This is a genomic window from Streptomyces sp. BBFR2, from assembly GCF_044497305.1.
GTDB lineage: Bacteria > Actinomycetota > Actinomycetes > Streptomycetales > Streptomycetaceae > Streptomyces.
The window spans coordinates 5,703,144-5,723,095 of the sequence record NZ_CP172415.1 but is presented as its reverse complement, the minus strand read 5'-3'; the positions used below and the strand labels follow the sequence as shown (position 1 = coordinate 5,723,095).

The window sequence follows — 19,952 nt, the reverse complement described above, 5'->3', positions numbered from 1 at the left end:
GGCGGGTGCCCCGGACCGGCTCGTGTGCTTCGTGCGTCCGCCGGTCAGCGGTGTGCGGGGAACTCCACCACCTGCTGGTAGGTGGGGCGGTTCTGCCAACTGATCGCGGTGTGGGTCAGGCCGCCGACGGCGCGGTGGATGATCGCGTCGGAGCACCACTGGTCGCCGGCCTTGCAGGTGTCGTCGCCCGGGTAGACCTGCTCGGCGGTCCTCCCGGCCGCCTCGCGCAGGGTGTCGAGGAGGGTGTCCCGGCAGGCGGAGAGGTCGCCCTTGCCGCAGAACGGGCGGGCCAGCGGCGCCCGCACCTTCTCACCGAGGACCGAGCGCAGGTCCTTGTCGACATAGCTCCACCAGCCGTACTGAAAGGCCGATCCGGCGTGCGCACCGGTCGGGCCGTGGCCCGCCGACGGCGACTCGTCGACGGCGAGATTGGCGCGCAGCGCCTTGTAGAGATCGCCGCCCAGCTCCGGGGCGAAGGCCCCCTCGACCAGCAGCGGCCACCAGGCGTCCATGAGCCGGACCGCGTCGGGGTGGGTGTAGGTGTGTGATCCGGCGGCGGTCTCCCGGCGCTGGGAGCCGTCCCGGCGCCACGAATCGAGCCGCTGCACCGCCTTCTTCAGCTGCGGATCGGTGACCGGCGCGCTCTGCAGCACCCGCAGCAGCTCCGGCAGTACGTCCTCACCGCGCAGATCGGTGACGGCCGCCTCGGACATCGCCCGGGTCAGCGCGGCGCGGGTGACGCCGCCCTCGGCGGTGAGGGCCGCGACCCGGTCGTCGAGGAGGTCGGCGCGGTGCACCGGGCCGTTGCCGAAGCCCGCCGAGTCGTAGTCGGCGGCCTGCTTGTTGTTCCAGGAGACGTAGTAGTCCTGGTTGACCGACTGCGGATGCTCGGCGGGCGGCGTGTAGTCGGTGAGATTGTTCTCCGGCCGGTAGCCGCGCCACTCGTACTCCGGTGCCGCCTTGATCGGCAGCGCCGGGTCGGTCCTCGGATTGCGGACGGGGTTGAGGCCGCTGTTGTAGTACGCGATGTCGCGGGAGTCGGCGTAGAACCAGTTGAAGGCGTAGCCGATGTGCTGCGCGGCCTGCTGGAACGTCGCCGCGTCGCGTACGTACGAGGGGTCGTTGAGCATCTGGAAGCCGATGATGGAGTCGGCCTCGTGGCGGTAGGTGGAGCGCAGCGCCGTGTAGGCGACGGGCTTGCCGCCGATGGTGGCGCGGTGGGTGACGGTGCCGTACTTGGTGCGGAAGACCTGCATCCGGTACGAGCCGGCGGCCGTCGGGTCGGCGATGGTCGGCTTCCAGGAGTTGGTGCGCTCCAGCTTCTCCATCGGCACGCAGGTGCCGTGGTAGCGGTAGGCGACCGAGTCCTTGGTGGCCGGGGAGCCGTCGGTGTTGCACAGGTCGACGGCGTAGGTGTCGGTGATGTCCTGGCCGGCGGAGGTGGCGCTCCAGGCGTAGTCCTGGCCGCGGCCCAGTTGGACGTACATGCCGACGCCGGCGAACGAGGCGCCGCGGGCGCTGATGCCCGGCCCCTGGATCTCCTGGAGCATCAGCAGTTGCGGGGCGAAGTAGCCGGTCTGCGGGCCGAAGACGGCGACGGGATGGCCACTGGCGGTGCGCTTGCCGGAGACCAGCAGGGCGTTGGACATGCCCCGGTGCTGGGTCACGTCGAAGCTCCCCTTGGGCAGCACACCGTCCTTGAACAGCCCTTCCAGCTTCCGGTACTTGGCGGGTGCCTGGACCGGCTCCCGGGCGGGCTTCTTGTCGCCCGCCGCGCCGGTGCGGTCGTACACCAGTTGCTCGGGGGTGACCGAACCGCGGTCGGGCAGCGCCACGCCCTCGGCCTTGGCGGGCTTGACCGCGTACGGGAAGCTCTGGCCGTCGTGGAGGGTCTTGGTGGCCTCGGGGTCGTTGCGCTCGCGGAAGGACTCCCAGAGCGCGGTGCCCTTCTCGACGCCGTACTTCTGCTGCGCGGACAGCAGCGCGAGGGCGGACGGGACCTCGCCGCCACCGCCGTTGCCGAAGAGACCGCCGACGACGGACGCGAGAGCTATCAGGTCGGTGAGCTTGAAGGGCTGGATCTCCCCGGCGTTGGTGACCGCGTCGACATGCCCGGTCAGCACGTACTCACCGGGGAAGTAGCGGCCCTTCTTCGACTGCTCGCGGTAGGCGTTGATGCCGTCGACGTACGCCTGGGCGTCGGCCATCGCCTGCTTGCCGCGGGCGCCGTTGGTGTCCCGGATCCGCTCGACCTGCGCCTGGAGATCGGCCTCGGTGTACGGCGCCTGCGGCCAGAACTCCTGCTCCAGGCCCTGGTTGGCGAGGGCGCCGCCGGCGAAGGAGGTCAGCTCACCGCGCCCGATGTGGCGGAAGAGGTCCATCAGCCAGAGGCGGTCCTGGCCCGCCGCGTACCCGGCGCCGAACTCGGTGCCGTAGCGGGTGGTGCCCTTGATGTGCGGGGTGCCGGTCTTCTTGTCCCGGGTGATGGTGACGTCGTCGCGCGGTGCGGTGACCTTGGCGACCTGGCCCTCGGGAACGCCGAAGGAGGCGTCGTTGAAGAAGTCGGTCAGGGTGTCGTCGGTGAGCGACGGGTAGCCGCTCGCCAGGGCGCCGTACGGGGCGAGTTGGTCGTCGGAGTGCGCGGGGTGGGTGCCGAAGACCTTGCTCGCCAGGATCTCGGCGAGGGTCGCGTTGCCCGTCGCGCCCGGCGGCAGGATGTCGGCGCACTGACCCTGGCAGTAGTCGGAGTCATCGGGGCCGTCGGCCGCGATGGCGGTGGGGGGCGGTGCCAAGAGCGTGGCACCCAAGGCCAACAGGGCTGCCGCGGCGGCGGTCCTGAGCCTTCCGGTACGTCGTCGCATTCCTGCTCCTCGGGAGGCGGGTGGGCCGGACGTTACCGCCGGTTACCTCCTCCCGGGAAGATGAACAACAGTCACCTTTTCGTATCCCTCGCGGGTCACCGGACAACCCCTGCCCTTTTTGCCCCCGCACCCGGCATCCGCAAGGAAATTCGATGGATCCGGGCGGCCTTCCGCCGCGTCCCTTCCGTGTCCAGTCGGGTCCTCCCCACGGAGGTGGGATGAATATGGCCGGTTTCAGAGCTTTCGCGACGCAGGTCCGCGATCCGCGGCTCCTCACCACACGGCGCCGCACCGCCCTGCGCAAATGCCTGGAGCGCTTCGCCCCTTACGGGCACCGCGCGACCTGGCACCACCTGTGCACCCGGGCCGGTATCGCCCCGCAGGACCGCGACCCCGACCCGGCACGCCTGCTGGCCGCCCTCGCCGAACTGGAGGAGGCGCGCGCCCTGTGGCTCGCGTACGAGGCGGAGTGCACCACGCGGCGCCGCCGGGAGAAGCGGGACGGCATCCGGCAGCCCGGCGCGCTCGACGCCTGGCACCGGCGCACCTGGGGCGGCTGCGAGATCGTGCCGTGCGCGGCGCCGCACCGCCACCCGGCGGCCCCCCTCGCGGCGGTACTGCGCACCGTCATCGCGGCGATGGAGTCCGGACGCCCCCGGCACGACTGCCCGGTGTGCGGCTCCACCCGCTTCCACCCGCTCGCCGACCCCGACCGCCGCGCCGCCGGCCCGGTCTGCGCGGACTGCGGCGTGATCACCCCCGCCGCCCTGCTGACCCGCGAGACCCTGGCGGCGGCCCGGCGCGGCACGTCCGGCGCGGCCGGCGCCACCGGTACGGGCGCCGGTACGGGGACGGCGGCCGGTGCGGTGGCCGGGCCCGGGGTGCGCTTCGGGGCCTCGATAGCCGCCTGAACGGCTGTCCGCACGTACGGGCTCCGTCCCTCGCGGCGGCGTTGTCAGACCCCTGTGCCAGCATCGGGGCATGACTCAGGTCGCTCTCAACGGAGCCCGCACCGCGGCGGATTCGGCCGCGGTGCCGCTGTCGCCGACCGCGCTGGCCGAGGCCGCGCGGCAGGCGGTCGCGGCCGGGGCCACCTCCGTCCACGTCCACCCCAAGACCCCCTGCGGGCGGGACTCCCTCTCGCCCCGGGTGGTCGCCCCCGTCCTGGAGGCGCTGCGCGCGGCGGTGTCCGTCCCGGTCGGGGTGACGACGGGCGCGTGGGCCGAGCCCGACCCGGCGCGGCGGGTGGCGCGGATACGCTCCTGGGAGCTGCTGCCCGACCACGCCTCGGTCAACTGGCACGAGCCCGGCGCCGAGCAGGTGGCCGCCGCCCTGCTCGCCCGGGGCGTGGCGGTGGAGGCCGGGATATGGTCCGGCACCACCGGCGCCGCCCGCTTCGCCCGCTCACCGCTGCGCCCCCGGGTGCTGCGGGTGCTGGCCGAGGTCACCGACACCGACGCGACGACGGCCCCGGCCACGGCCCGGCGCCTGCTGGCCGCACTCGGCACCGCCCGCCACGGCCGCCCGGTACTCCTCCACGGCGAGGAGGGCGGCACCTGGCCGGTGCTGCGCCTCGCCCTCCGTCTGGGCCTGGCCACCCGCATCGGCATCGAGGACACCTTGCTGCTGCCGGACGGGACCCCGGCACGGGACAACGCCGAACTCGTCGCGGCCGCGCTGGAGTTGGGGGCGGGAGGGGTTCCGCCGGGGGCGGCCCGGGGAGCCGGGGGTGCCTCGGCGGACGCGCGGGAGTCCATATCCGGTGGCGGGGAATACCGGAGCCTTCAGCAGTAAGGGGGCGAGGCCCCTGCACACGCAGGGCGCACCAGTCGACAACCACCGGGCCGAAGCCCTGGTTGGGGCCACCTCCGCGGAGCGGAGCGCACTCACCACCGGGGGTGCTCACACTCTGAGCACCCGGGCCATCCCCGCATACGCGGGGCGCACCCGTCGGCGGGTGTGTTGCGGAAGGCGGAGAGGGGACCACCCCCGCACACACGGGGCGCACGCGTCGTACCACACGGACACGGCGTCGTTCGTCGGACCACCCCCGCACACACGGGGCGCACTCCGCGTCCGAGCCTCTGACCCCGACGGCACCGGGACCACCCCCGCACACACGGGGCGCACCCTCTCTGACCAGCGGTCCTGCCTATCGGATCAGAGGTTTCCTTCACTCCACGAGGACGCCGGGGCTCAGCGCACCGCCTCCGGGAGCCACCTCACCGCTCCTCCCCCGCCCCCGGCTCGCACGGTCCCGGGCCCCCCTTCGCGCAGTCGTCCGCCGCATCCGCCGGCTCGGCCCTTCCCCGGTCCACCCGCAAGCGCTGGGCGCCCGGGCCTTGTTGGCCGAGGTTGTCGTACGGGTTGGAGAGGGCGCAGCGTTCCAGGGAGAGGCAGCCGCAACCGATGCAGTCGGTCAGGTGGTCGCGCAGGTCGAGGAGTTGGCCGATGCGTTCGTCGAGTTCGGCGCGCCAGGCTTCGGAGAGGCGGGCCCAGTCGTCGCGGGTGGGGGTGCGGCCGTCGGGGAGTTCGGCGAGGGCGTCGCGGATCACCGCGAGGGGGATGCCGACCCGCTGCGCGGCACGTACGAAGGCGACGCGGCGCAGGGTGTCGCGGGTGTAGCGGCGCTGGTTCCCGGCCGTGCGGGTGCTGCTGATCAGGCCCTTGGTCTCGTAGAAGTGCAGCGCGGAGACGGCGGCGCCGCTGCGCGCGGAGAGCTGGCCGACGGTGAGTTCGTGGACCTTGAAGGGAAGCTGAGGCACGGGCCCACCCTAGGACCCGGCCCCCGGCCCACCGACCGCCGGGCCGTCCACCGACCGGGCCACCCCGGGGCCCGGGCCGCCCACCAGCCCGGTTCACCCGCCACGCCCACCAGGGCAGGCCGTACGCCGACCCGAACCATCCGCAGGGCCGGACCACCCGCAGGCCGGGCCACCTCAGGCCCGAACCATCCGCAGGGCCGGACCACCCTCGAGCCCGGACCACCCGCAGACCGGGCCACCCCAAGCCCGAACCATCCGCCAGGCCGGACCGCCCCCCGAGCCCGGACCGCCCCCAAGCCCGGACCACCCGCCAGACCGGGCCCCCAACCCGCCGCAACCCATCGCGCCCCACCGCCGGCCCCGGCCCCACTCCGTTGACAGCGGCATCGCCACTCCGCATGCTGAGCAAGCGCTTAGCGCAGGGAGCAACCAGTACACGGTCAGCGGCGACGGGCGTCCGGGAGGGCGTGACCGGGCGGCGCGGGAAAAATCAGGAGGCGGACGGGATGGCTGAGCCCCGGGTGTTCGGATCGCTCGACGAGCTGCGGGCCGCGGTCGGCGAGGAGCTGGGTCCCAGCGACTGGCTGGAGATCGATCAGCGGCGGATCGATCAATTCGCCGAGGCCACCGGTGATCACCAGTGGATCCATGTGGACGCGGAGAAGGCGGCGGCCGGTCCGTTCGGGACCACCATCGCGCACGGTTATCTGACGCTGTCGCTGCTGCCCGCCCTCGTCCCGCAGCTCATGCGCGTCGACAACGTGGCGATGGGCATCAACTACGGCACCAACAAGGTCCGCTTCCCCGCACCCGTACCGGTCGGGTCCCGGGTGCGGGCCACCGCGCGGATCGCGGAGGTCACAGAGGTGCCCGGCGGGGTGCAACTGACGACGGCGGTGACGATCGAGCGTGAGGGCGGCGGCAAGCCGGTGTGCGTGGCGGAGTCGGTGAGCCGGTTCACCTTCTGACCACGGCGTACGGAAGGCGGGCGCGCGTGCCGTGCCCGCCTTCCGTCAGCTCTCCCCCGCGCCCACCATCCGCAGGACCAGCCCGGCGTAGAGGACACCGACCTCGTCGGGGGTGCGGCGGCCGTCGGCGGTGAACCAGCGGGCGACGTCGACGCAGAGGGAGAGGACGGCGAGGGTGGTGCCGGGCACGTCCTCGGCGCGGAACTCACCGGAGTCCGCGCCGTCCTGGATGATCTGGCGCAGCAGCCGGTCGGTGCGGCGGCGCAGCGCGGTGATCTCGGCGTAGTGCTCGGGGCCGAGCGCCTGGAGTTCGTACTGGATGACCCGGGCGGTGGTGTGGTGCTCGGCGTGCCAGCGGACGAAGGTGCGGACGGCACCGGCGAGCCGTTCGGCGGCGCTGCCGTCCGCGGCGGCGGCCTCGGCCATGATGGCGAGGGCCTTCTCGTGACCGATGCCGCTGATGCGGTAGAGGAGTTCTTCCTTCGTGCGGTAGTGGATGTAGAGCGCGGCGGGGCTCATTCCGGCGCGGCCCGCGATGTCGCGGGTGGTGGTCGCGTGGTAGCCGCGTTCGGCGAACGCCTCCACGGCGGCGCGGACCAGGCGCCGTGCGGCGTCCGGGACCACATCGGCCCACTCGTCGCCGGTGCCCGCCGCCTCCCGTGCCTCGGTGCCCATCGCACACCCCGTTCTTCCTCCGCCACGGACCCTCCACGGACGGACCGCACACCTTACCGCGCGGGTGAGCGGACGCTTAGCACATATCCGCGGGGCCTCGCGGGACCGCCCGGACGGACGCCATCGGTCGGGCCGCGCCCCGGCCCGCTCCTCCGTCCGTACCGCCGTCCGTACCGCCGTCCGCGCCGCTGATCAGCGGTGGGGCGGCCTCTACGATGTGGGCATGGCCCGTCCCCGCAAGCCCCTGCTGAGCCGCGACCGGATCGTCGGTGCGGCGCTGGCGCTCATCGACGCGGAGGGGCTGGCGGCGCTGTCCACCCGCCGGCTCGCCGCCGAGCTGGGGGTGAGCGGCCCGTCCCTCTACAACCACTTCGCGACCAAGGACGAACTGCTCGACGCGGTCGCCGACACGGTCATCGCGCAGGTCGACGTCTCCGCCTTCGCGGACGGCGACTGGCGGGGCGGGCTGCTGGGCTGGGCCCGCTCCTACCGCGCGGCGCTCGCCGCGCATCCGCACATCGTGCCGTTCCTCGCGCAGGGTCCGGGGCGCCGCCCGGCGGGCCTGAAGATGGCCGACGCGGCGTTCGGCGGGCTGGTCGACGCGGGCTGGCCCCCGGCGCAGGCGACCCGGGTCTGCGCGATGGTCCGCTACTTCGTGGCCGGGTCCGCGCTCGGCTCGTTCGCCCGGGGCTTCGTCGACGATCCGGGCGCGTACGACCCGGACGCCTATCCGCACCTCGGGCAGGCGCATCTGCTGGCGGAGCACCAGCGGCGGGTGGACGAGGGCGCGTTCGAGGCCGGACTGCTGGCGCTGGTCGACGGGCTGGCGCTGCACCATGGGCGACCCGCTCCGCACCGTCCGTGACCGGCGGGTTCACCCGCGCACCCGCACCCGTCCCGCACAGCCTTTAGATGTAGAGTGCACCCGCCTCTGACCGGCAGGGGCATTCCGGTCATCTGGAGGCATGGTGGGCCAGCAGAGCACGAGGGAGGGCACCGCGCCGCAACCGGACACGGCCGCCCCCGGCAAGCGGCTGTGGAACTTCGCCTTGGCGGTGCTCCGCGGCCAGGCACAGGTCGACTTCCTGCCCAGCGCCCTCACCGGTGCGTTCTTCACCGCCGCACTGTTCGCCTCCGGCTGGCGGTACGGCGTCTACGGGCTGCTCGGCACGGCGGTGGGCACCGCGACCGCGCGGCTGCTGGGCGTCGACCGGGACCGGATCACCGCCGGTCTGGAAGGCTTCAACGCCTGTCTGGTCGCGGTCGGCTTCGCCGTCTTCCTCGGCGCCGACCACCTCTCCACCATGCTGCTCGCGCTCGCCGGGAGCGCGGTGGTCACCGTCGTCACCGGCGCCGCCGCCCGCGTCCTGGCCACCTGGGACCTGCCGACGTTCACGCTGCCGTACTGCCTGATGGCCAGTTCCATGACGATCGCGGCGCCCGGCTTCGAGCACATCTGGCACAACGGTGAGGGGCTCGCCGCGCTGACCCACCCGGCGGGCGGCCCCACCACGCTCAACTGGACCGATCTGTGGCACGCCTTCTTCGCCGACTTCGCGCAGATCTTCTTCATGCCGCAGTGGTACGTCGGCCTGATCTTCCTCGTCGGCATCTTCGTGGCCAGCCGCCGGGCCGGGGTGATGGCCTGCGTCGGCAGCGCGGTGGGCATCTTCACCGCCTGGGCGATGGGCGCACCCGCCGTCGACGTCGCCGAGGGCACCATGGGGTACAACGCGGTGCTGGTGGCGATGGCGCTGTGCGGGGTGTTCCTCGTCGCCGACGCCTGGAGCCTGGGCTACGCGGTGGCCGCGGCGGCCGCGGCGACCGGCCTCAGCTCGGCGATGGCGGCGCTCTTCGCCCCGTCCGGCGGCCACACCTTCACCTGGCCGTTCGTCCTCGTCTCGCTGGTCTTCCTGGTCGCCGCACCGACCTTCCCGCGGTTGCGGCGGGTGGGCGCGGCGGCGCCCGCCGATGCCGTGGACGGCGCCGGGGCGAAGACCGCCGTGGCGGTCTGAGCCCGGCGGACGCCCGCCCTCAGCCCCGGTGCTCCTCCCGCGCCGGGGCGCCGGCGGGCCGGTCCGTACCGGGCGGCGCGAACGGGCCGGTGCCCGCGCCGGCGGTCTTCTCCGACTTCGGCGGACGGCCCGCGATGCCCGCGGAGGCCAGCAGCAGGGCGCCGAGCATGACGAACGGGGCGGCCGTACCGGCGAGTCCGGCGAGCAGACCGGCCGCGGCGGGCGCGGCGACCTGGCCGAGACGGTTGCCGGTCAGCCGCAGCGCCAGCGCGGTGGAGCGGGCCCGGTCCGGCGCGGCCTGGACGACGGTGGTCATCGACAGCGGCTGCCCCACGCCCAGGCAGAAGCCGAGCAGCGTGAGCATCACGCCCAGCGCCGCCACCGGCACCGGCAGCACCAGACCGCCGCAGAGCAGTCCGGCGAGCGCGCAGCTCCCGGCCATCAGCGTGGTCCGGCCCAGCAGGCGGATCATCGGGGTCATCACCAGGCGGCAGGCGATGGTCGCGGCGGCCCGCAGGCTCAGCAGCAGGCCGATGGTGGTCGGGGCGATGGACCGGTCCTCGCCGATCACCGGGAGGTAGGCGGTGAGGATGTCGGTGGCCGACAGGACCGCGAGGCTCATGAAGATGCCCGCCGCGACGCCCCGGGTGCGCAGGATGCCGAGGACCGGGACGGGCGCCGGCCGGTCCGCCGTCGCGGGCGCGCCGCCGGGCGCGGGGCGGTGCTCCAGCCGCCACAGCGCCCCGTAGGAGACGGCGGCGACGGCGGCGGAGATCAGCAGGGCCCGGGCGCTGGTCGCGGCCATCGCGCCGGAGTGCCCGGAGATGAGCAGCCCGGCGGCGACCGGCCCGACGAGCTGACCGAGGGAGGCACCGATGGTGAAGTGGCCGAAGTTGCGGTCGCGGTCCTCGGGGGCGCTGCGCCGGGCGACGATCGACTGCGCGCCGATGACGAAGCAGAGGTGGCCCAGACCCATCACCCCGCTCCAGGCGGCCATCACCGGCAGCGATGCGGCCAGACCGCTGAGCGCGCAGCCGCCGGTGATCAGCGCGACGCCGGTGACCAGCAGCGGCACACACCGCCCGTGGTCGGTGCGGCGCCCCAGCGGTACGGCGACGAGCAGCGGCAGCAGGGCGTAGACGGCGGTGATGACGCCGATGGCGCGTTCGTCGGCGCCGAGCGCGAGGGCCCGGTAGGAGACGGCCGGCCGGGCCATGCTCACCGCTCCCTGGGCGCAGGAGAAGGTGAGGACCAGCCGCAGCAGCCAGCCCCGGCCGGGCCTCGCGGGTTCCGTCACGGGACGCCGTCTCCGTTCTGCGTGGTGGGGGCGCGGGCGGGTCCGGGACGCGGACCCGCCCGCGCGGGCTTACGGGTACCGGCTAGATGATGCCGATCAGCAGGCCCGCGCACAGCACCACGAGCGAGGTGAGGGCGGCCCACTTCATGGTGAAGCGGGTGTGGTCGCCGAATTCGACGCGGGCCATGCCGATGAGGACGAAGACCGCGGGGACCAGCGGGCTGGACATGTGCAGCGGCTGGCCGACGAGGGAGGCGCGGGCGATCTCGACGGGGTCGACGCCGTGGGCGGCCCCGGCCTCGGCGAGGATCGGGACGATGCCGAAGTAGAAACCGTCGTTGGACATCAGGTAGGTCAGCGGGATGCTCAGCACACCGGTGACCAGGCCCATGTGCGGGCCCATCGCGTCCGGGATGTTGCCGACCAGCCAGCGGGCCATGTGCTCGACCATGCCGGTGCCGGTGAGGACGCCGGTGAAGACGGCGGCGGCGAAGACCATGCCGGAGACGTTCAGGACGTTCTCGGCGTGCGCCGCGATGCGCTCCCGCTGGAGGTTCATCCGCGGGAAGTTGACGGTGAGGGCGAGGGCCGCGCCGAGCAGGAAGAGCACCGGGATCGGCAGGGTCTGGAGGATCAGCAGGGTCAGCAGCGCGACGGTGAGCGCGGCGTTGAACCAGTAGAGCTTGGGGCGGAGGGTGGCGCGGTGCGGGTCCAGGCCCTGGAAACCGTCGTCCGTGGTGCCGTCGTCGGTGGTGCCGTCGGCGTCCGTACCGCCGGAGACCGGTGCCGTACGGGCCGCCGCGCCGCCGCCGGTCGCGGTGCCCGCACCGGCCAGGACCTGCTCGCTCTCCGCCGCCTCGGCCACCGCGTGCGCGCCGTCGAAGGTGACCGTGCCCAGCCGCTTGCGCTCGCGGCGCCCGAGGACGTACGCCAGGACGAGGACGGCGGCGAGGCCGCAGGCGAGGGCGGGGATCATGGGGACGAAGACGTCGCCGGCGTCCAGCTTCAGCGCGGTGGCGGCGCGGGCCGTCGGGCCGCCCCAGGGCAGGGTGTTCATCACGCCGTTGGCGGTGGCGGCGACGCCGGTCAGGACGACCATGCTCATCTTCAGGCGCCGGTAGAGCGGGTACATCGCGGAGACCGTGATCATGAACGTGGTGGAGCCGTCGCCGTCCAGCGAGACGATCGCGGCGAGCACCGCCGTACCGACGACGATGCGCAGCGGATCGGCCTTGCAGAACCGCAGGATGCCCCGGACGATCGGATCGAAGAGCCCGACGTCGATCATCACGCCGAAGAAGACGATGGCGAACATCAGCATCGCGGCCGTCGGCGCCAGGTCGCCGATCCCCTTGACCACGTAATCGCCCAGGTGCGCGCCCTTTCCGACGAGTACGCAGAAGAGCGCGGGGATGAGTACGAGCGCCGCCATCGGCGACATCTTCTTCATCATGATCAGCACCAGGAAGGTGGCGATCATGACAAATCCGAGGATTGTCAGCACGGGAAACCTCACGTTCGCCCTTGAACACCCGCCGGGATGGCGGTCGAGGTGACGTTAGGTGGCCGAAACTCGCGTTAACAAGGTCTTGACGTGCGAGCAATACGAGCAAAACACCAGGTCACCGAGGTGAAACGGATATATGGGCCGGGCGGGCGTCACCGGCGGCCCCGTGAGCCGTCCGCCGCGGGCGCCGGGCCGGGCCCTCCCGCGGCGGCGCGTCCGGCCCCGTCACGGCCGTGCGCCGCCCCGGCTCACGCGTCGAGGTAGCGGGCCAGATAGCCGCGCAGCAGCCGCTTCGTCTCGGTGACGATGCCGGGGTCGCCCTCCGGGGCCACCCGGAAGGCGAGCTGGAGGAGGGAGTCGGCCGCCTCGACGCCGACCAGGAAGGCGGTGCGCAGCCCTTCGCCGGAGGCGTCCAGCGCGAGGGGGGCGGCGAGCAGCCCGAGGAGGCGGTCGGCGACCGCGTGGTTGGCCCCGCGGGCGTCGCGCGGCGCCGGAACGGTGAACTCCACGAGCGCGAAGCCCGGCACCGTCCGCTTCATGGCGAGGTACTCGTCGACGACCACGTCCATCGCGCCGCGCCAGCCGTCCGGTGCGTCCGGGGCGGTCAGCCGGGCCGTGATGCGGTCGGCGTACGCGTCGAGGTTGCGCCCGGCGAGCGCCTCGGCCATGGCGCGCTTGTGCGGGAAGAAGCGGTAGACGGAGCCGATCGGCACCCCGGCGCGCTCGGCGACGGCGCGGGTGCTCAGACTCTCGTAGCCGCCCTCCTGGAGTTCGACGGAGCAGGCGTCGAGGATGCGGGCCAGACGCTGGGCGCTGCGGCGCTGGACGGGGACGCGGCGGAGCGGGGTGGGCTGCTGCACCCCTCCATCCTGCCCGGCGATCGGCGGGGTGACCGGACGTCACCCGGACGGGGAGCGCGGCGCGGCGGGCCGGGCCCGCCGGGCGGGGCCCCGACGGAGCCGCCGGGAGCCGCGCCGGTTCTTCCGGAGCGGCCGGGCCCTCCGGAGCCGCCGGGGCCCTCCGGAGCGGCGGGCCGTCGAGATCCGGCCAGGGCGTCCGGGAGTCTCCGTTGACGCCCCTCCCCGCCAATCCTAGGGTTTCCCATAGGATTCCAGGTTTCCTCGATCGGCGGGAGCGCACGATGACGGGTACGGGCACGGAGCGGACGGACGCGGCGGCCGGGGAGCCGGACCTCACGTACCTCACCGGATTCGGCAACGAACACAGCTCCGAGGCGGTGCCCGGCGCACTGCCCGAGGGCCGCAACTCCCCCCAGCGCGCCCCCCTCGGCCTCTACGCCGAGCAGCTCAGCGGCTCCGCGTTCACCGAGCCGCGCGACCGCAACCACCGGTCGTGGCTCTACCGCATCCGCCCGTCGGCCGCCCACCCGCCGTACACCCGCGTCGCGCGGCGCGGGGTACGCTCGGCGCCGTTCACGGACTGCGTGCCCGACCCCAACCGGCTGCGCTGGGACCCGCTGCCCGCGCCGCAGGAGCCGACCGACTTCGTCGACGGCCTGTGGACGGTCGGCGGCAACGGCGACGCGACGCGGCGCACCGGTATGGCGGTGCACCTCTATCACGCCAACTCCTCCATGACGGACCGGGTGTTCGGCGACGCCGACGGCGAACTGCTGATCGTCCCGGAGAGCGGCGCGCTGCTGCTGCACACGGAGTTCGGCGTGCTGCGCGCCGCACCGGGCGAGGTCGCGCTGATCCCGCGCGGCGTCCGCTTCCGCGCCGTGCTCACCGGCGACCACGCCCGCGGCTACGTCTGCGAGAACTACGGCCGCCCCTTCCAACTCCCCGACCTCGGCCCGATCGGCGCCAACGGCCTCGCGAACGCCCGGGACTTCCGCGCCCCCGTCGCCGCGTACGAGGACACCGAGCGGCCCGTCGAGGTGCTCAACAAGTTCTGCGGCAACCTCTGGAGCGCGACGTACGACCACTCCCCGCTCGATGTCGTCGCCTGGCACGGCAACCACGTCCCGTACGTCTACGACCTGCGCCGTTTCAACGTCATCGGGTCGATCAGCTACGACCACCCGGACCCGTCGATCTTCACCGTGCTCACCTCGCCGTCCGACACCCCGGGGCTGGCCGGGGTGGACTTCGTGGTCTTCGCGCCGCGCTGGCTGGTCGGCGAGGACACCTTCCGGCCGCCGTACTTCCACCGCAATGTGATGACGGAGTACATGGGCCTGATCGAGGGCGCGTACGACGCCAAGACCGGCGGGCGCGGCGGGTTCGTGCCCGGCGGCGGCTCGCTGCACAACATGATGTCGGCGCACGGCCCGGACCGGGAGACGTTCGAGCGGGCGAGCGCCGCGGAGCTGGCGCCGCAGAAGATCGACGACGGCCTCGCCTTCATGTTCGAGACCCGCTGGCCGCTGACGCTGACCGATCAGGCCGCCGAGGCCGACCACCTGCAGCGCGGCTACGACGACGTGTGGCAGGGTCTCCAGCGCCATTTCCGCCCGTGACACCGGGGGACGCCCTGTGACGACCTTCGCACCCGACTCGCTCGCGCTGAACCGCAAACTGCCCCTGTGGTACCAGGTTTCGCAGTCGCTGCGCGCCTCCATACTGGGCCGCTCCCCGGACGCGCCGCTGCGGCTGCCGACCGAGGACGCCCTCGCCGCGCACTACGGCGTCAGCGTGCTGACGATGCGTCAGGCACTCAAGGAGCTGGAGACGGAGGGGCTGATCAGCCGGCACCGGCGGCGCGGCACGTTCATCGAGCCGCACGCCCGGCGCGGCGCCCCGGTGCGGCTGCTCGGTTCGGTGGACGCGATCGTGGCCCAGCAGTCCGGGATGACCGCCCGGCTGCTGGAGCACGGCCCGGTGCCGGTGCCTCCGGACGTCGCGGAGTTCTTCCCCGGACTGCGGGAGGTCGCCGGGTACGTCCGGCTGCGCAGCGACGAGGCGAGCGGCGAGCCGACCAACCACGCCCGCAACTACGTCCACCCCGAGGTCGCCGCCCGTATCGATCCGGCCGATCTGGAACACCGGCCGATGACGAAGGTGCTGCGGGACACCGTCGGCGTCCGGATCAGCCGGATCACCGACACCGTCGAGGCGCGGCTCGCCGACCCGGCGACCGCCCGGCTGCTGCGGGTGCCGCTGCTCAGCCCGATCCTGCACTACACCGGCGTCACCTACGACGAGTCGGGCCGGGCGGTCGACGTCACGCACATCCACTACCGCGGCGACCGGTTCTCCTTCACCGTCACCCTGGACGCCGACTGAGCCGCGGGCCGCTCCCCGTCAGATGCGTTCCAGGCTGCGGCCGGTGGTCCGCGGCCCGAGCAGCGCCACGTCCAGGCAGAGCAGCACCATCAGCGCCGCCGAGCCGGTGAAGACGCCCACCGGGCCCAGCGCGGTGAGGACGCCCAGCGCGACGAACGGCAACACCACCGACGTCAGACGGGAGAGCGAGTACGCGATGCCGATGGCGCCGGCCCGCACCCCGGTCGGGAAGATCTCGGTCTGGTAGATGTGGAAGGCGTTGGAGAAGACGTTGCTGCACACCGTCAGCAGGAAGCCGAAGGTGACGATCGCCCAGGGCGCGGCGGCGAAGCCGAAGGCGAGGCCGCAGGCGGCTATCCCGAGCGCGGCGGCGATGATCAGCGTCCGGCGTTCGATCCGGTCGATCAGCGGGACGGAGAGCGCGGAGCCCAGCGGATAGCCGCAGTAGCTGAGCGCCGCGTAGAGCAGGGAGTCGGTGACGGTGTGGCCCTTGGCGGTCAGCACGACCGGCGCCAGGGAACCGAAACCGTAGTAGCCGACGGTCTGGAGCACCTGGAAGATCCACCACATGACGGTCCGCCGCCGGTAGGCGCCGCGGAGCAGCTCCCCCAGCGGCACCCGGCGCTCCGGCGCGCTCTCCGTCTCCGGCACCGACGGCAGCGTCCCGCCGCTCTCCGCCGCCGCCTCGTCCTCCAACTGCCGGACGATCGCCTCCGCCTCCGCCTCGCGGCCCTGGACGGCGAGCCAGCGCGGCGATTCGGGCAGCCCGCGCCGCATCACCTGGATGAAGGCGGCGCCCAGCGCGCCCGCGATCAGCAGCCAGCGCCAGCCGTCGATGCCCAGCACCCGCTCCCCGGCGACCAGCCGGGCGCCGAGCAGCGCCGCGACCGGGACGCCCAGGAAGCCGACGGTGTACGCGTACGCCACATAACGGCCGCGGACCGCGCGGGGCAGGAACTCCGCGAGGTAGGTGTCGACCAGGACCAGTTCGGCGCCGAGCCCGAGCCCGGCGAGGAAGCGCAGCGCGAGCAGGGTGCCCAGGTCCGGGGCGAAGGCGGAGAGCAGTGAGAAGAGGGAGTAGGCGCCGAGGTTGACGAGGAACATCCGGCGCCGCCCGAGCCGGTCGGCGAGGACCGACAGCACATTGGCGCCGGCGAACATCCCGAGGAAACCGGCGGCGATCACCCAGGACTTCGCGGTGTGCCCCAGCCCCCACTTCTCGGCGAGGACGGCGGCGAGCACCCCGCCGAGGAAGATCTCGTACAGGTCGAAGAAGGCACCGACGCCGACGATCAGCGTCATCCTGCGGTGGCGGCGCGTCGGCGGCAGCCGGTCGAGCCGGGCCGCGGTCCGCGCACCGGCGACGGCGGTCTCCGTCATGGGCGTTCTCCCTCCGTGCCCCGGCCGGGCGCGGCGCTCCCCGCTCGGCCACCGGGGCGTCGGGCCAGGACCGTACCCGCCAAGATCACTGAGCGGAACCCCGTGTTCACCCCCTGAGCACGAAAGGCCCGCGTCCGCCCCGCGGGCAGGACGGCGCCCACGCGTCCTACGATGCCGGGGTCGGCCGAACGGTCCGGGAGGGACTTGCCTGTGACGGCGAAGCGGGACGCGCCACTGCTGTCCGATCTGCTGCCCTGGTCGGTGCCGCCGCTGCGGCCCGGCCGCACCTGGGTCACCGGCCCCGATCCGGCGGCGTTGCGCCGCCGCTGGGACGCGCTGGCCGCCGCCGGTGACACCGCCGAACGCGCCCGGCTGCTCCACCCCTCGCGCGCCCGCACCCCGCACACCGCCGTCGGGCAACTGCCCGGCCAGGCCACCGCGACCGGGGCGCTGGCCGACGCGCCGGGGAGCTGCCCGGAGCCGGTGCGGTACGCCCACGGCGGCCACGACCTGCGGTGGCTGCTCCCCGACCACCGGCTGCTCGACGTGGCCCGGCCGGAGCTGTGGCGGGTCGCCGACGCCCGGCAGCTCTTCGTCGTGGAGTGGGCCCCGCAGCCGCGCGGTACAAAACCGCCGCTGCTGTGCACGGCGGCGTTGCCCGACGGACGGTCACCGGCCGGCCGGGCCGGGCGGATCCGCCCGCTCCACAAACGTCCCGGCGGCGGCGAGCCGAACCTCGCCCCGGGCCTGACCGCCCTGCTCACCGAGCGGCTGGCCCGCCCGGTGGCGCCCGCCGACGTCCTGGCGTGGGCGATGGCGGCGGCGCTCCCCGCCACCGGCGGCTGCGCGGTGCCGCTGCCCGCGGACGCCGGACTGTGGGAGCGCGGGGTGGCGCTCGGCGAGCGCCTGCTGTGGCTCCAGACCCGCGGGGCGCACGACCGCGGCGGCCCCGCGGGCACCCGCCCCCGTATGCCGGGCGGCCGCCGCCCGTACGTCCGGGCCCCGCTGCCGCCCCGCGGACTGCCCGCGAGCTGCGCGTACGACGCGGACGAGGAGGCGCTGCTGCTCGGCGCCGGGCGGATCGCCCCCGTACCGGCGGGCGCCTGGGCGTACCACGTGGACGGGGTGCGGGTCCTTCACGAATGGTGCGCGGCGCGGTCGGCGGGGGCCGGGGCGGACAGCCAGGAGCCGCTGGCGGCGCTCGGTACGGACCGCTGGCCGCCGGAGTGGACGACGGAGCTGCTGGAGCTGGTCACCGTCCTGGCGCTGCTGGCCGAGCTGGAACCGGAGCGCGCGGCGCTGCGGGAGGAGGCGGTGCGGGCGCCGGGCATCGGGACGGACCAGTTGCGGGCGGCCGGAGTACTGCCGGTACCGGCGCGGGCCCGGCGCCCGGCGTCCGTGCTCGACCATCAGGAGGAGGGGCCGGGCGGGCAGTTCGCGCTGCTGTGAACCCGCCGGACGGCGGGCCCGGAAAATCGGGCCCGGAAAAGGGAGAACCACCCGTCACGGGTGCCGGGTGGTGGGTGGCGGTGCCGTCCCGGGCCGGGTGGGCGGGGGGCCGCCGTCCCGCACCGGGACGGCGTGGCCGCCGGGGTGCCGAGGTCAGCCGCGGGTTAGCCGTGGCCGCCGAAAAGCGAACGCCGCAGCCTGCGCAGCGGCGCGAACAACGACACCCGTGCGCCGCGGCTGCGCCGCGTACGCATGTGATCACGAGCCGTCAATTCCTGCATCAGTGACGTGGCGCCCTGCGCCTCACGCTGCGGGATGGCAGGGCCGCCCAGCACCGCGAGGTGACGGTCGAGGCGCGCACTGGACGCGCCGCTCTTGCAGGTGATGGCAGGGACTCGCGCCCTGCTGCGCACTGTTATCTGTTCCATGACTCTCCCCACCCGTACGAGGGCACCCGGCCCCGGGCAGGGTAACCCTATCTCTCCCCGAGGACACACGTGCAGACCGGCCATCGGTTTCACCTGCCTCGCCGTGGTGTTGTCCGACACCCTACGGAAGATCGCGTACGGGGGCGCGCGGAGGGCGAGTTGATCCCCCGGCAGGGCGGGGCCGGGCGGGGGACGCGCCGCGGGAGGGCCCCCGATCGGGGAACCCTCCCGTACAGCCGAGTGGGTCCGGGTCAGGCGGCGGAGCGGAAGACCGGCAGGTAGCCGTCGGACTGACCGGCGGCCGTGGGGTGGTACGACTCGTCGATCGGCACGGTGACGCTGTGCAGCCAGGGGCTTCCGGAGCACAGCTCGTGGCCGGCGAAGGTGGAGTTGACGTCGGCGAAGGTGAAGCCGTGGTCGGCGGCGCGCTGGGCGATGACGCCGTTGATCTCGTCGGCGGCGCCGTTGATGGCCGCGCGGGACTTCTCGGACAGGCCCACGGAGCAACTGCCGTCGAGCTTGTAGAAGTGCGGGTAGCCCAGGACCACCACATGGGCGGAGGGCGCCTTCTCGGATATCGCGCCGTAGACGCCGTCGAGCTGGCCGGGGAGCGTGTCGTCTATGTAGCCGACGGCCTTCGAGACGGCCGCCAGGCAGGCGCTCTCACCCTGGAGCGCGCAGGTGGTCATGGTGTCCGTGAACCCGGCGTCGTTGCCGCCGACGCTGATGCTGACCAGGCCGGTCGAGGAGCTGAGCGGGGCGAGCTGGCCGTTCAGCACGTCGCCGGTCTTCGCGCCGGAGCAGGCGGTGAAGTCGAAGGACGAGGGGGAGTTGGCGGCCGCCCACAGTGCGGCGTACGCCTTCGTGCTGCGTTTGCAGGAGCCGCTGGCGCTGTCGTAGCTGCCGGCGCCGACGCCGGCGGAGTAGGAGTCGCCGAGCGCCACGTAGCCGGTCGCGGCCAGGGGCCGTTCGGCGGCGGTGGCGGCGGTGGCGGCGCTCGCGCCGGTGAGCACGAGTGCCATGGCGGCGAAGAGGGCGGACGTCGCCTTGGCGACGCGGGACAGTCTCATGGAACCTCCCTGAGGCAGGATCTCTGCCGACTCGTTAGTAGCAGCACTGACGAGTAACCGGAAGTGCTCATGTCAAAAGTCGTGGAGAGTTCACGGCAAGTGCCCCGGTTTATTGGGGGAGTTGTCCGCCAGAGGACATGACTTCAACCCCGTCCGCCTCACCCGTACCGGACAACCCGGCGCCCGGCGGAATGCGGCCACCGCGCCCGCTCCCGGAGGCTCCGGCGCGCCCCGCACCGGCGTGCGTGGTGCCGCGCCCGGGCGGGGCGCGGCACCACGGGCGCCGGGC

General features: G+C 73.7%; 17 protein-coding genes. 8 read left to right on the top strand and 9 right to left on the bottom strand.

Going from position 1 to position 19,952, the window contains the following annotated elements; genetic code table 11:
- Positions 1-44: 44 nt before the first annotated feature.
- Positions 45-2,861 carry a penicillin acylase family protein gene (locus tag ACGH2B_RS23355; RefSeq protein WP_399093250.1) on the bottom strand — a complete coding sequence of 939 codons (2,817 nt, stop codon included), beginning with the start codon at positions 2,859-2,861 and terminating at the stop codon, positions 45-47.
- 224 nt (positions 2,862-3,085) lie between these two features.
- Between ACGH2B_RS23355 and ACGH2B_RS23350 the strand changes: the two genes are divergently transcribed.
- Complete coding sequence (locus ACGH2B_RS23350; RefSeq protein WP_399093247.1) at positions 3,086-3,772, top strand: hypothetical protein; 687 nt, start codon at positions 3,086-3,088, stop codon at positions 3,770-3,772.
- Between the two features lie 70 nt (positions 3,773-3,842).
- Positions 3,843-4,655 carry a 3-keto-5-aminohexanoate cleavage protein gene (locus ACGH2B_RS23345; protein WP_399093244.1) on the top strand — a complete coding sequence of 271 codons (813 nt, stop codon included), beginning with the start codon at positions 3,843-3,845 and terminating at the stop codon, positions 4,653-4,655.
- 428 nt (positions 4,656-5,083) lie between these two features.
- On the opposite strand, the gene soxR is transcribed toward ACGH2B_RS23345, so the two are convergent.
- Positions 5,084-5,626 carry a redox-sensitive transcriptional activator SoxR gene (soxR, locus tag ACGH2B_RS23340; protein ID WP_399093241.1) on the bottom strand — a complete coding sequence of 181 codons (543 nt, stop codon included), beginning with the start codon at positions 5,624-5,626 and terminating at the stop codon, positions 5,084-5,086.
- Between the two features lie 506 nt (positions 5,627-6,132).
- Here soxR and ACGH2B_RS23335 point away from each other — a divergent pair.
- Positions 6,133-6,594 (top strand): MaoC family dehydratase, encoded by a 462-nt coding sequence (locus ACGH2B_RS23335; RefSeq protein WP_399093238.1) that lies wholly within the window; start codon positions 6,133-6,135, stop codon positions 6,592-6,594.
- Between the two features lie 45 nt (positions 6,595-6,639).
- Here ACGH2B_RS23335 and ACGH2B_RS23330 read toward each other — a convergent pair whose 3' ends face one another.
- Positions 6,640-7,269 (bottom strand): TetR/AcrR family transcriptional regulator, encoded by a 630-nt coding sequence (locus ACGH2B_RS23330; protein ID WP_399093235.1) that lies wholly within the window; start codon positions 7,267-7,269, stop codon positions 6,640-6,642.
- Positions 7,270-7,492: 223 nt separating this feature from the next.
- Here ACGH2B_RS23330 and ACGH2B_RS23325 point away from each other — a divergent pair, with 223 nt between their 5' ends.
- Both ACGH2B_RS23325 and ACGH2B_RS23320 read left to right on the top strand, forming a co-directional pair.
- The gene (locus ACGH2B_RS23325) at positions 7,493-8,134 is read left to right on the top strand and encodes a TetR/AcrR family transcriptional regulator (RefSeq protein WP_399093232.1); all 642 of its coding nucleotides are present in this window, start codon (positions 7,493-7,495) and stop codon (positions 8,132-8,134) included.
- 100 nt (positions 8,135-8,234) lie between these two features.
- On the top strand, positions 8,235-9,284 hold the full coding sequence (locus ACGH2B_RS23320) for an urea transporter (protein WP_399093229.1): 1,050 nt from the start codon (positions 8,235-8,237) through the stop codon (positions 9,282-9,284).
- Between the two features lie 19 nt (positions 9,285-9,303).
- On the opposite strand, the gene ACGH2B_RS23315 is transcribed toward ACGH2B_RS23320, so the two are convergent.
- The 3 genes from ACGH2B_RS23315 to ACGH2B_RS23305 all read right to left on the bottom strand — a co-directional run bounded on the left by ACGH2B_RS23315 (position 9,304) and on the right by ACGH2B_RS23305 (position 12,948).
- Entirely contained in the window at positions 9,304-10,581 is a 1,278-nt protein-coding gene (locus ACGH2B_RS23315; protein WP_399093226.1) for an MFS transporter, read from the bottom strand.
- Between the two features lie 82 nt (positions 10,582-10,663).
- A complete protein-coding gene (locus tag ACGH2B_RS23310; RefSeq protein WP_399093223.1) occupies positions 10,664-12,085 on the bottom strand; it encodes a CitMHS family transporter in 1,422 nt (473 codons plus the stop codon).
- Between the two features lie 251 nt (positions 12,086-12,336).
- Positions 12,337-12,948: a TetR family transcriptional regulator gene (locus tag ACGH2B_RS23305; protein ID WP_399093220.1), complete on the bottom strand. Its 612-nt coding sequence runs from the start codon at positions 12,946-12,948 to the stop codon at positions 12,337-12,339.
- 281 nt (positions 12,949-13,229) lie between these two features.
- On the opposite strand from ACGH2B_RS23305, the gene hmgA reads away from it, so the two are divergent.
- A complete protein-coding gene (gene hmgA, locus ACGH2B_RS23300; protein ID WP_399093217.1) occupies positions 13,230-14,570 on the top strand; it encodes a homogentisate 1,2-dioxygenase in 1,341 nt (446 codons plus the stop codon).
- Positions 14,571-14,586: 16 nt separating this feature from the next.
- Complete coding sequence (locus ACGH2B_RS23295; protein ID WP_399093214.1) at positions 14,587-15,336, top strand: GntR family transcriptional regulator; 750 nt, start codon at positions 14,587-14,589, stop codon at positions 15,334-15,336.
- An 18-nt stretch (positions 15,337-15,354) separates the two neighbouring features.
- On the opposite strand, the gene ACGH2B_RS23290 is transcribed toward ACGH2B_RS23295, so the two are convergent.
- Positions 15,355-16,716, bottom strand: coding sequence for an MFS transporter (locus ACGH2B_RS23290; RefSeq protein WP_399093211.1), 1,362 nt, complete (start codon positions 16,714-16,716; stop codon positions 15,355-15,357).
- Positions 16,717-16,887: 171 nt separating this feature from the next.
- Here ACGH2B_RS23290 and ACGH2B_RS23285 point away from each other — a divergent pair, with 171 nt between their 5' ends.
- Entirely contained in the window at positions 16,888-18,165 is a 1,278-nt protein-coding gene (locus ACGH2B_RS23285; protein ID WP_399093208.1) for a type ISP restriction/modification enzyme, read from the top strand.
- Between the two features lie 164 nt (positions 18,166-18,329).
- Here ACGH2B_RS23285 and ACGH2B_RS23280 read toward each other — a convergent pair whose 3' ends face one another.
- Positions 18,330-18,593, bottom strand: a complete 264-nt coding sequence (locus tag ACGH2B_RS23280) for a hypothetical protein (RefSeq protein WP_078654008.1) — start codon at positions 18,591-18,593, stop codon at positions 18,330-18,332.
- 251 nt (positions 18,594-18,844) lie between these two features.
- A complete protein-coding gene (locus tag ACGH2B_RS23275) occupies positions 18,845-19,663 on the bottom strand; it encodes an SGNH/GDSL hydrolase family protein (RefSeq protein WP_399093205.1) in 819 nt (272 codons plus the stop codon).
- Positions 19,664-19,952: the final 289 nt, after the last annotated feature.

Bases quoted from the DNA above. Each gene is read 5' to 3' on its own strand.
- ACGH2B_RS23280 (WP_078654008.1), bottom strand. From the start codon at position 18,593: ATGGAACAGATAACAGTGCGCAGCAGGGCGCGAGTCCCTGCCATCACC.
- ACGH2B_RS23290 (WP_399093211.1), bottom strand. From the start codon at position 16,716: ATGACGGAGACCGCCGTCGCCGGTGCGCGGACCGCGGCCCGGCTCGAC.
- ACGH2B_RS23320 (WP_399093229.1), top strand. From the start codon at position 8,235: ATGGTGGGCCAGCAGAGCACGAGGGAGGGCACCGCGCCGCAACCGGAC.
- ACGH2B_RS23355 (WP_399093250.1), bottom strand. From the start codon at position 2,861: ATGCGACGACGTACCGGAAGGCTCAGGACCGCCGCCGCGGCAGCCCTG.
- ACGH2B_RS23330 (WP_399093235.1), bottom strand. From the start codon at position 7,269: ATGGGCACCGAGGCACGGGAGGCGGCGGGCACCGGCGACGAGTGGGCC.
- hmgA (WP_399093217.1), top strand. From the start codon at position 13,230: ATGACGGGTACGGGCACGGAGCGGACGGACGCGGCGGCCGGGGAGCCG.
- ACGH2B_RS23325 (WP_399093232.1), top strand. From the start codon at position 7,493: ATGGCCCGTCCCCGCAAGCCCCTGCTGAGCCGCGACCGGATCGTCGGT.
- ACGH2B_RS23335 (WP_399093238.1), top strand. From the start codon at position 6,133: ATGGCTGAGCCCCGGGTGTTCGGATCGCTCGACGAGCTGCGGGCCGCG.
- ACGH2B_RS23345 (WP_399093244.1), top strand. From the start codon at position 3,843: ATGACTCAGGTCGCTCTCAACGGAGCCCGCACCGCGGCGGATTCGGCC.
- ACGH2B_RS23350 (WP_399093247.1), top strand. From the start codon at position 3,086: ATGGCCGGTTTCAGAGCTTTCGCGACGCAGGTCCGCGATCCGCGGCTC.
- ACGH2B_RS23285 (WP_399093208.1), top strand. From the start codon at position 16,888: ATGCCGGGGTCGGCCGAACGGTCCGGGAGGGACTTGCCTGTGACGGCG.
- ACGH2B_RS23275 (WP_399093205.1), bottom strand. From the start codon at position 19,663: ATGAGACTGTCCCGCGTCGCCAAGGCGACGTCCGCCCTCTTCGCCGCC.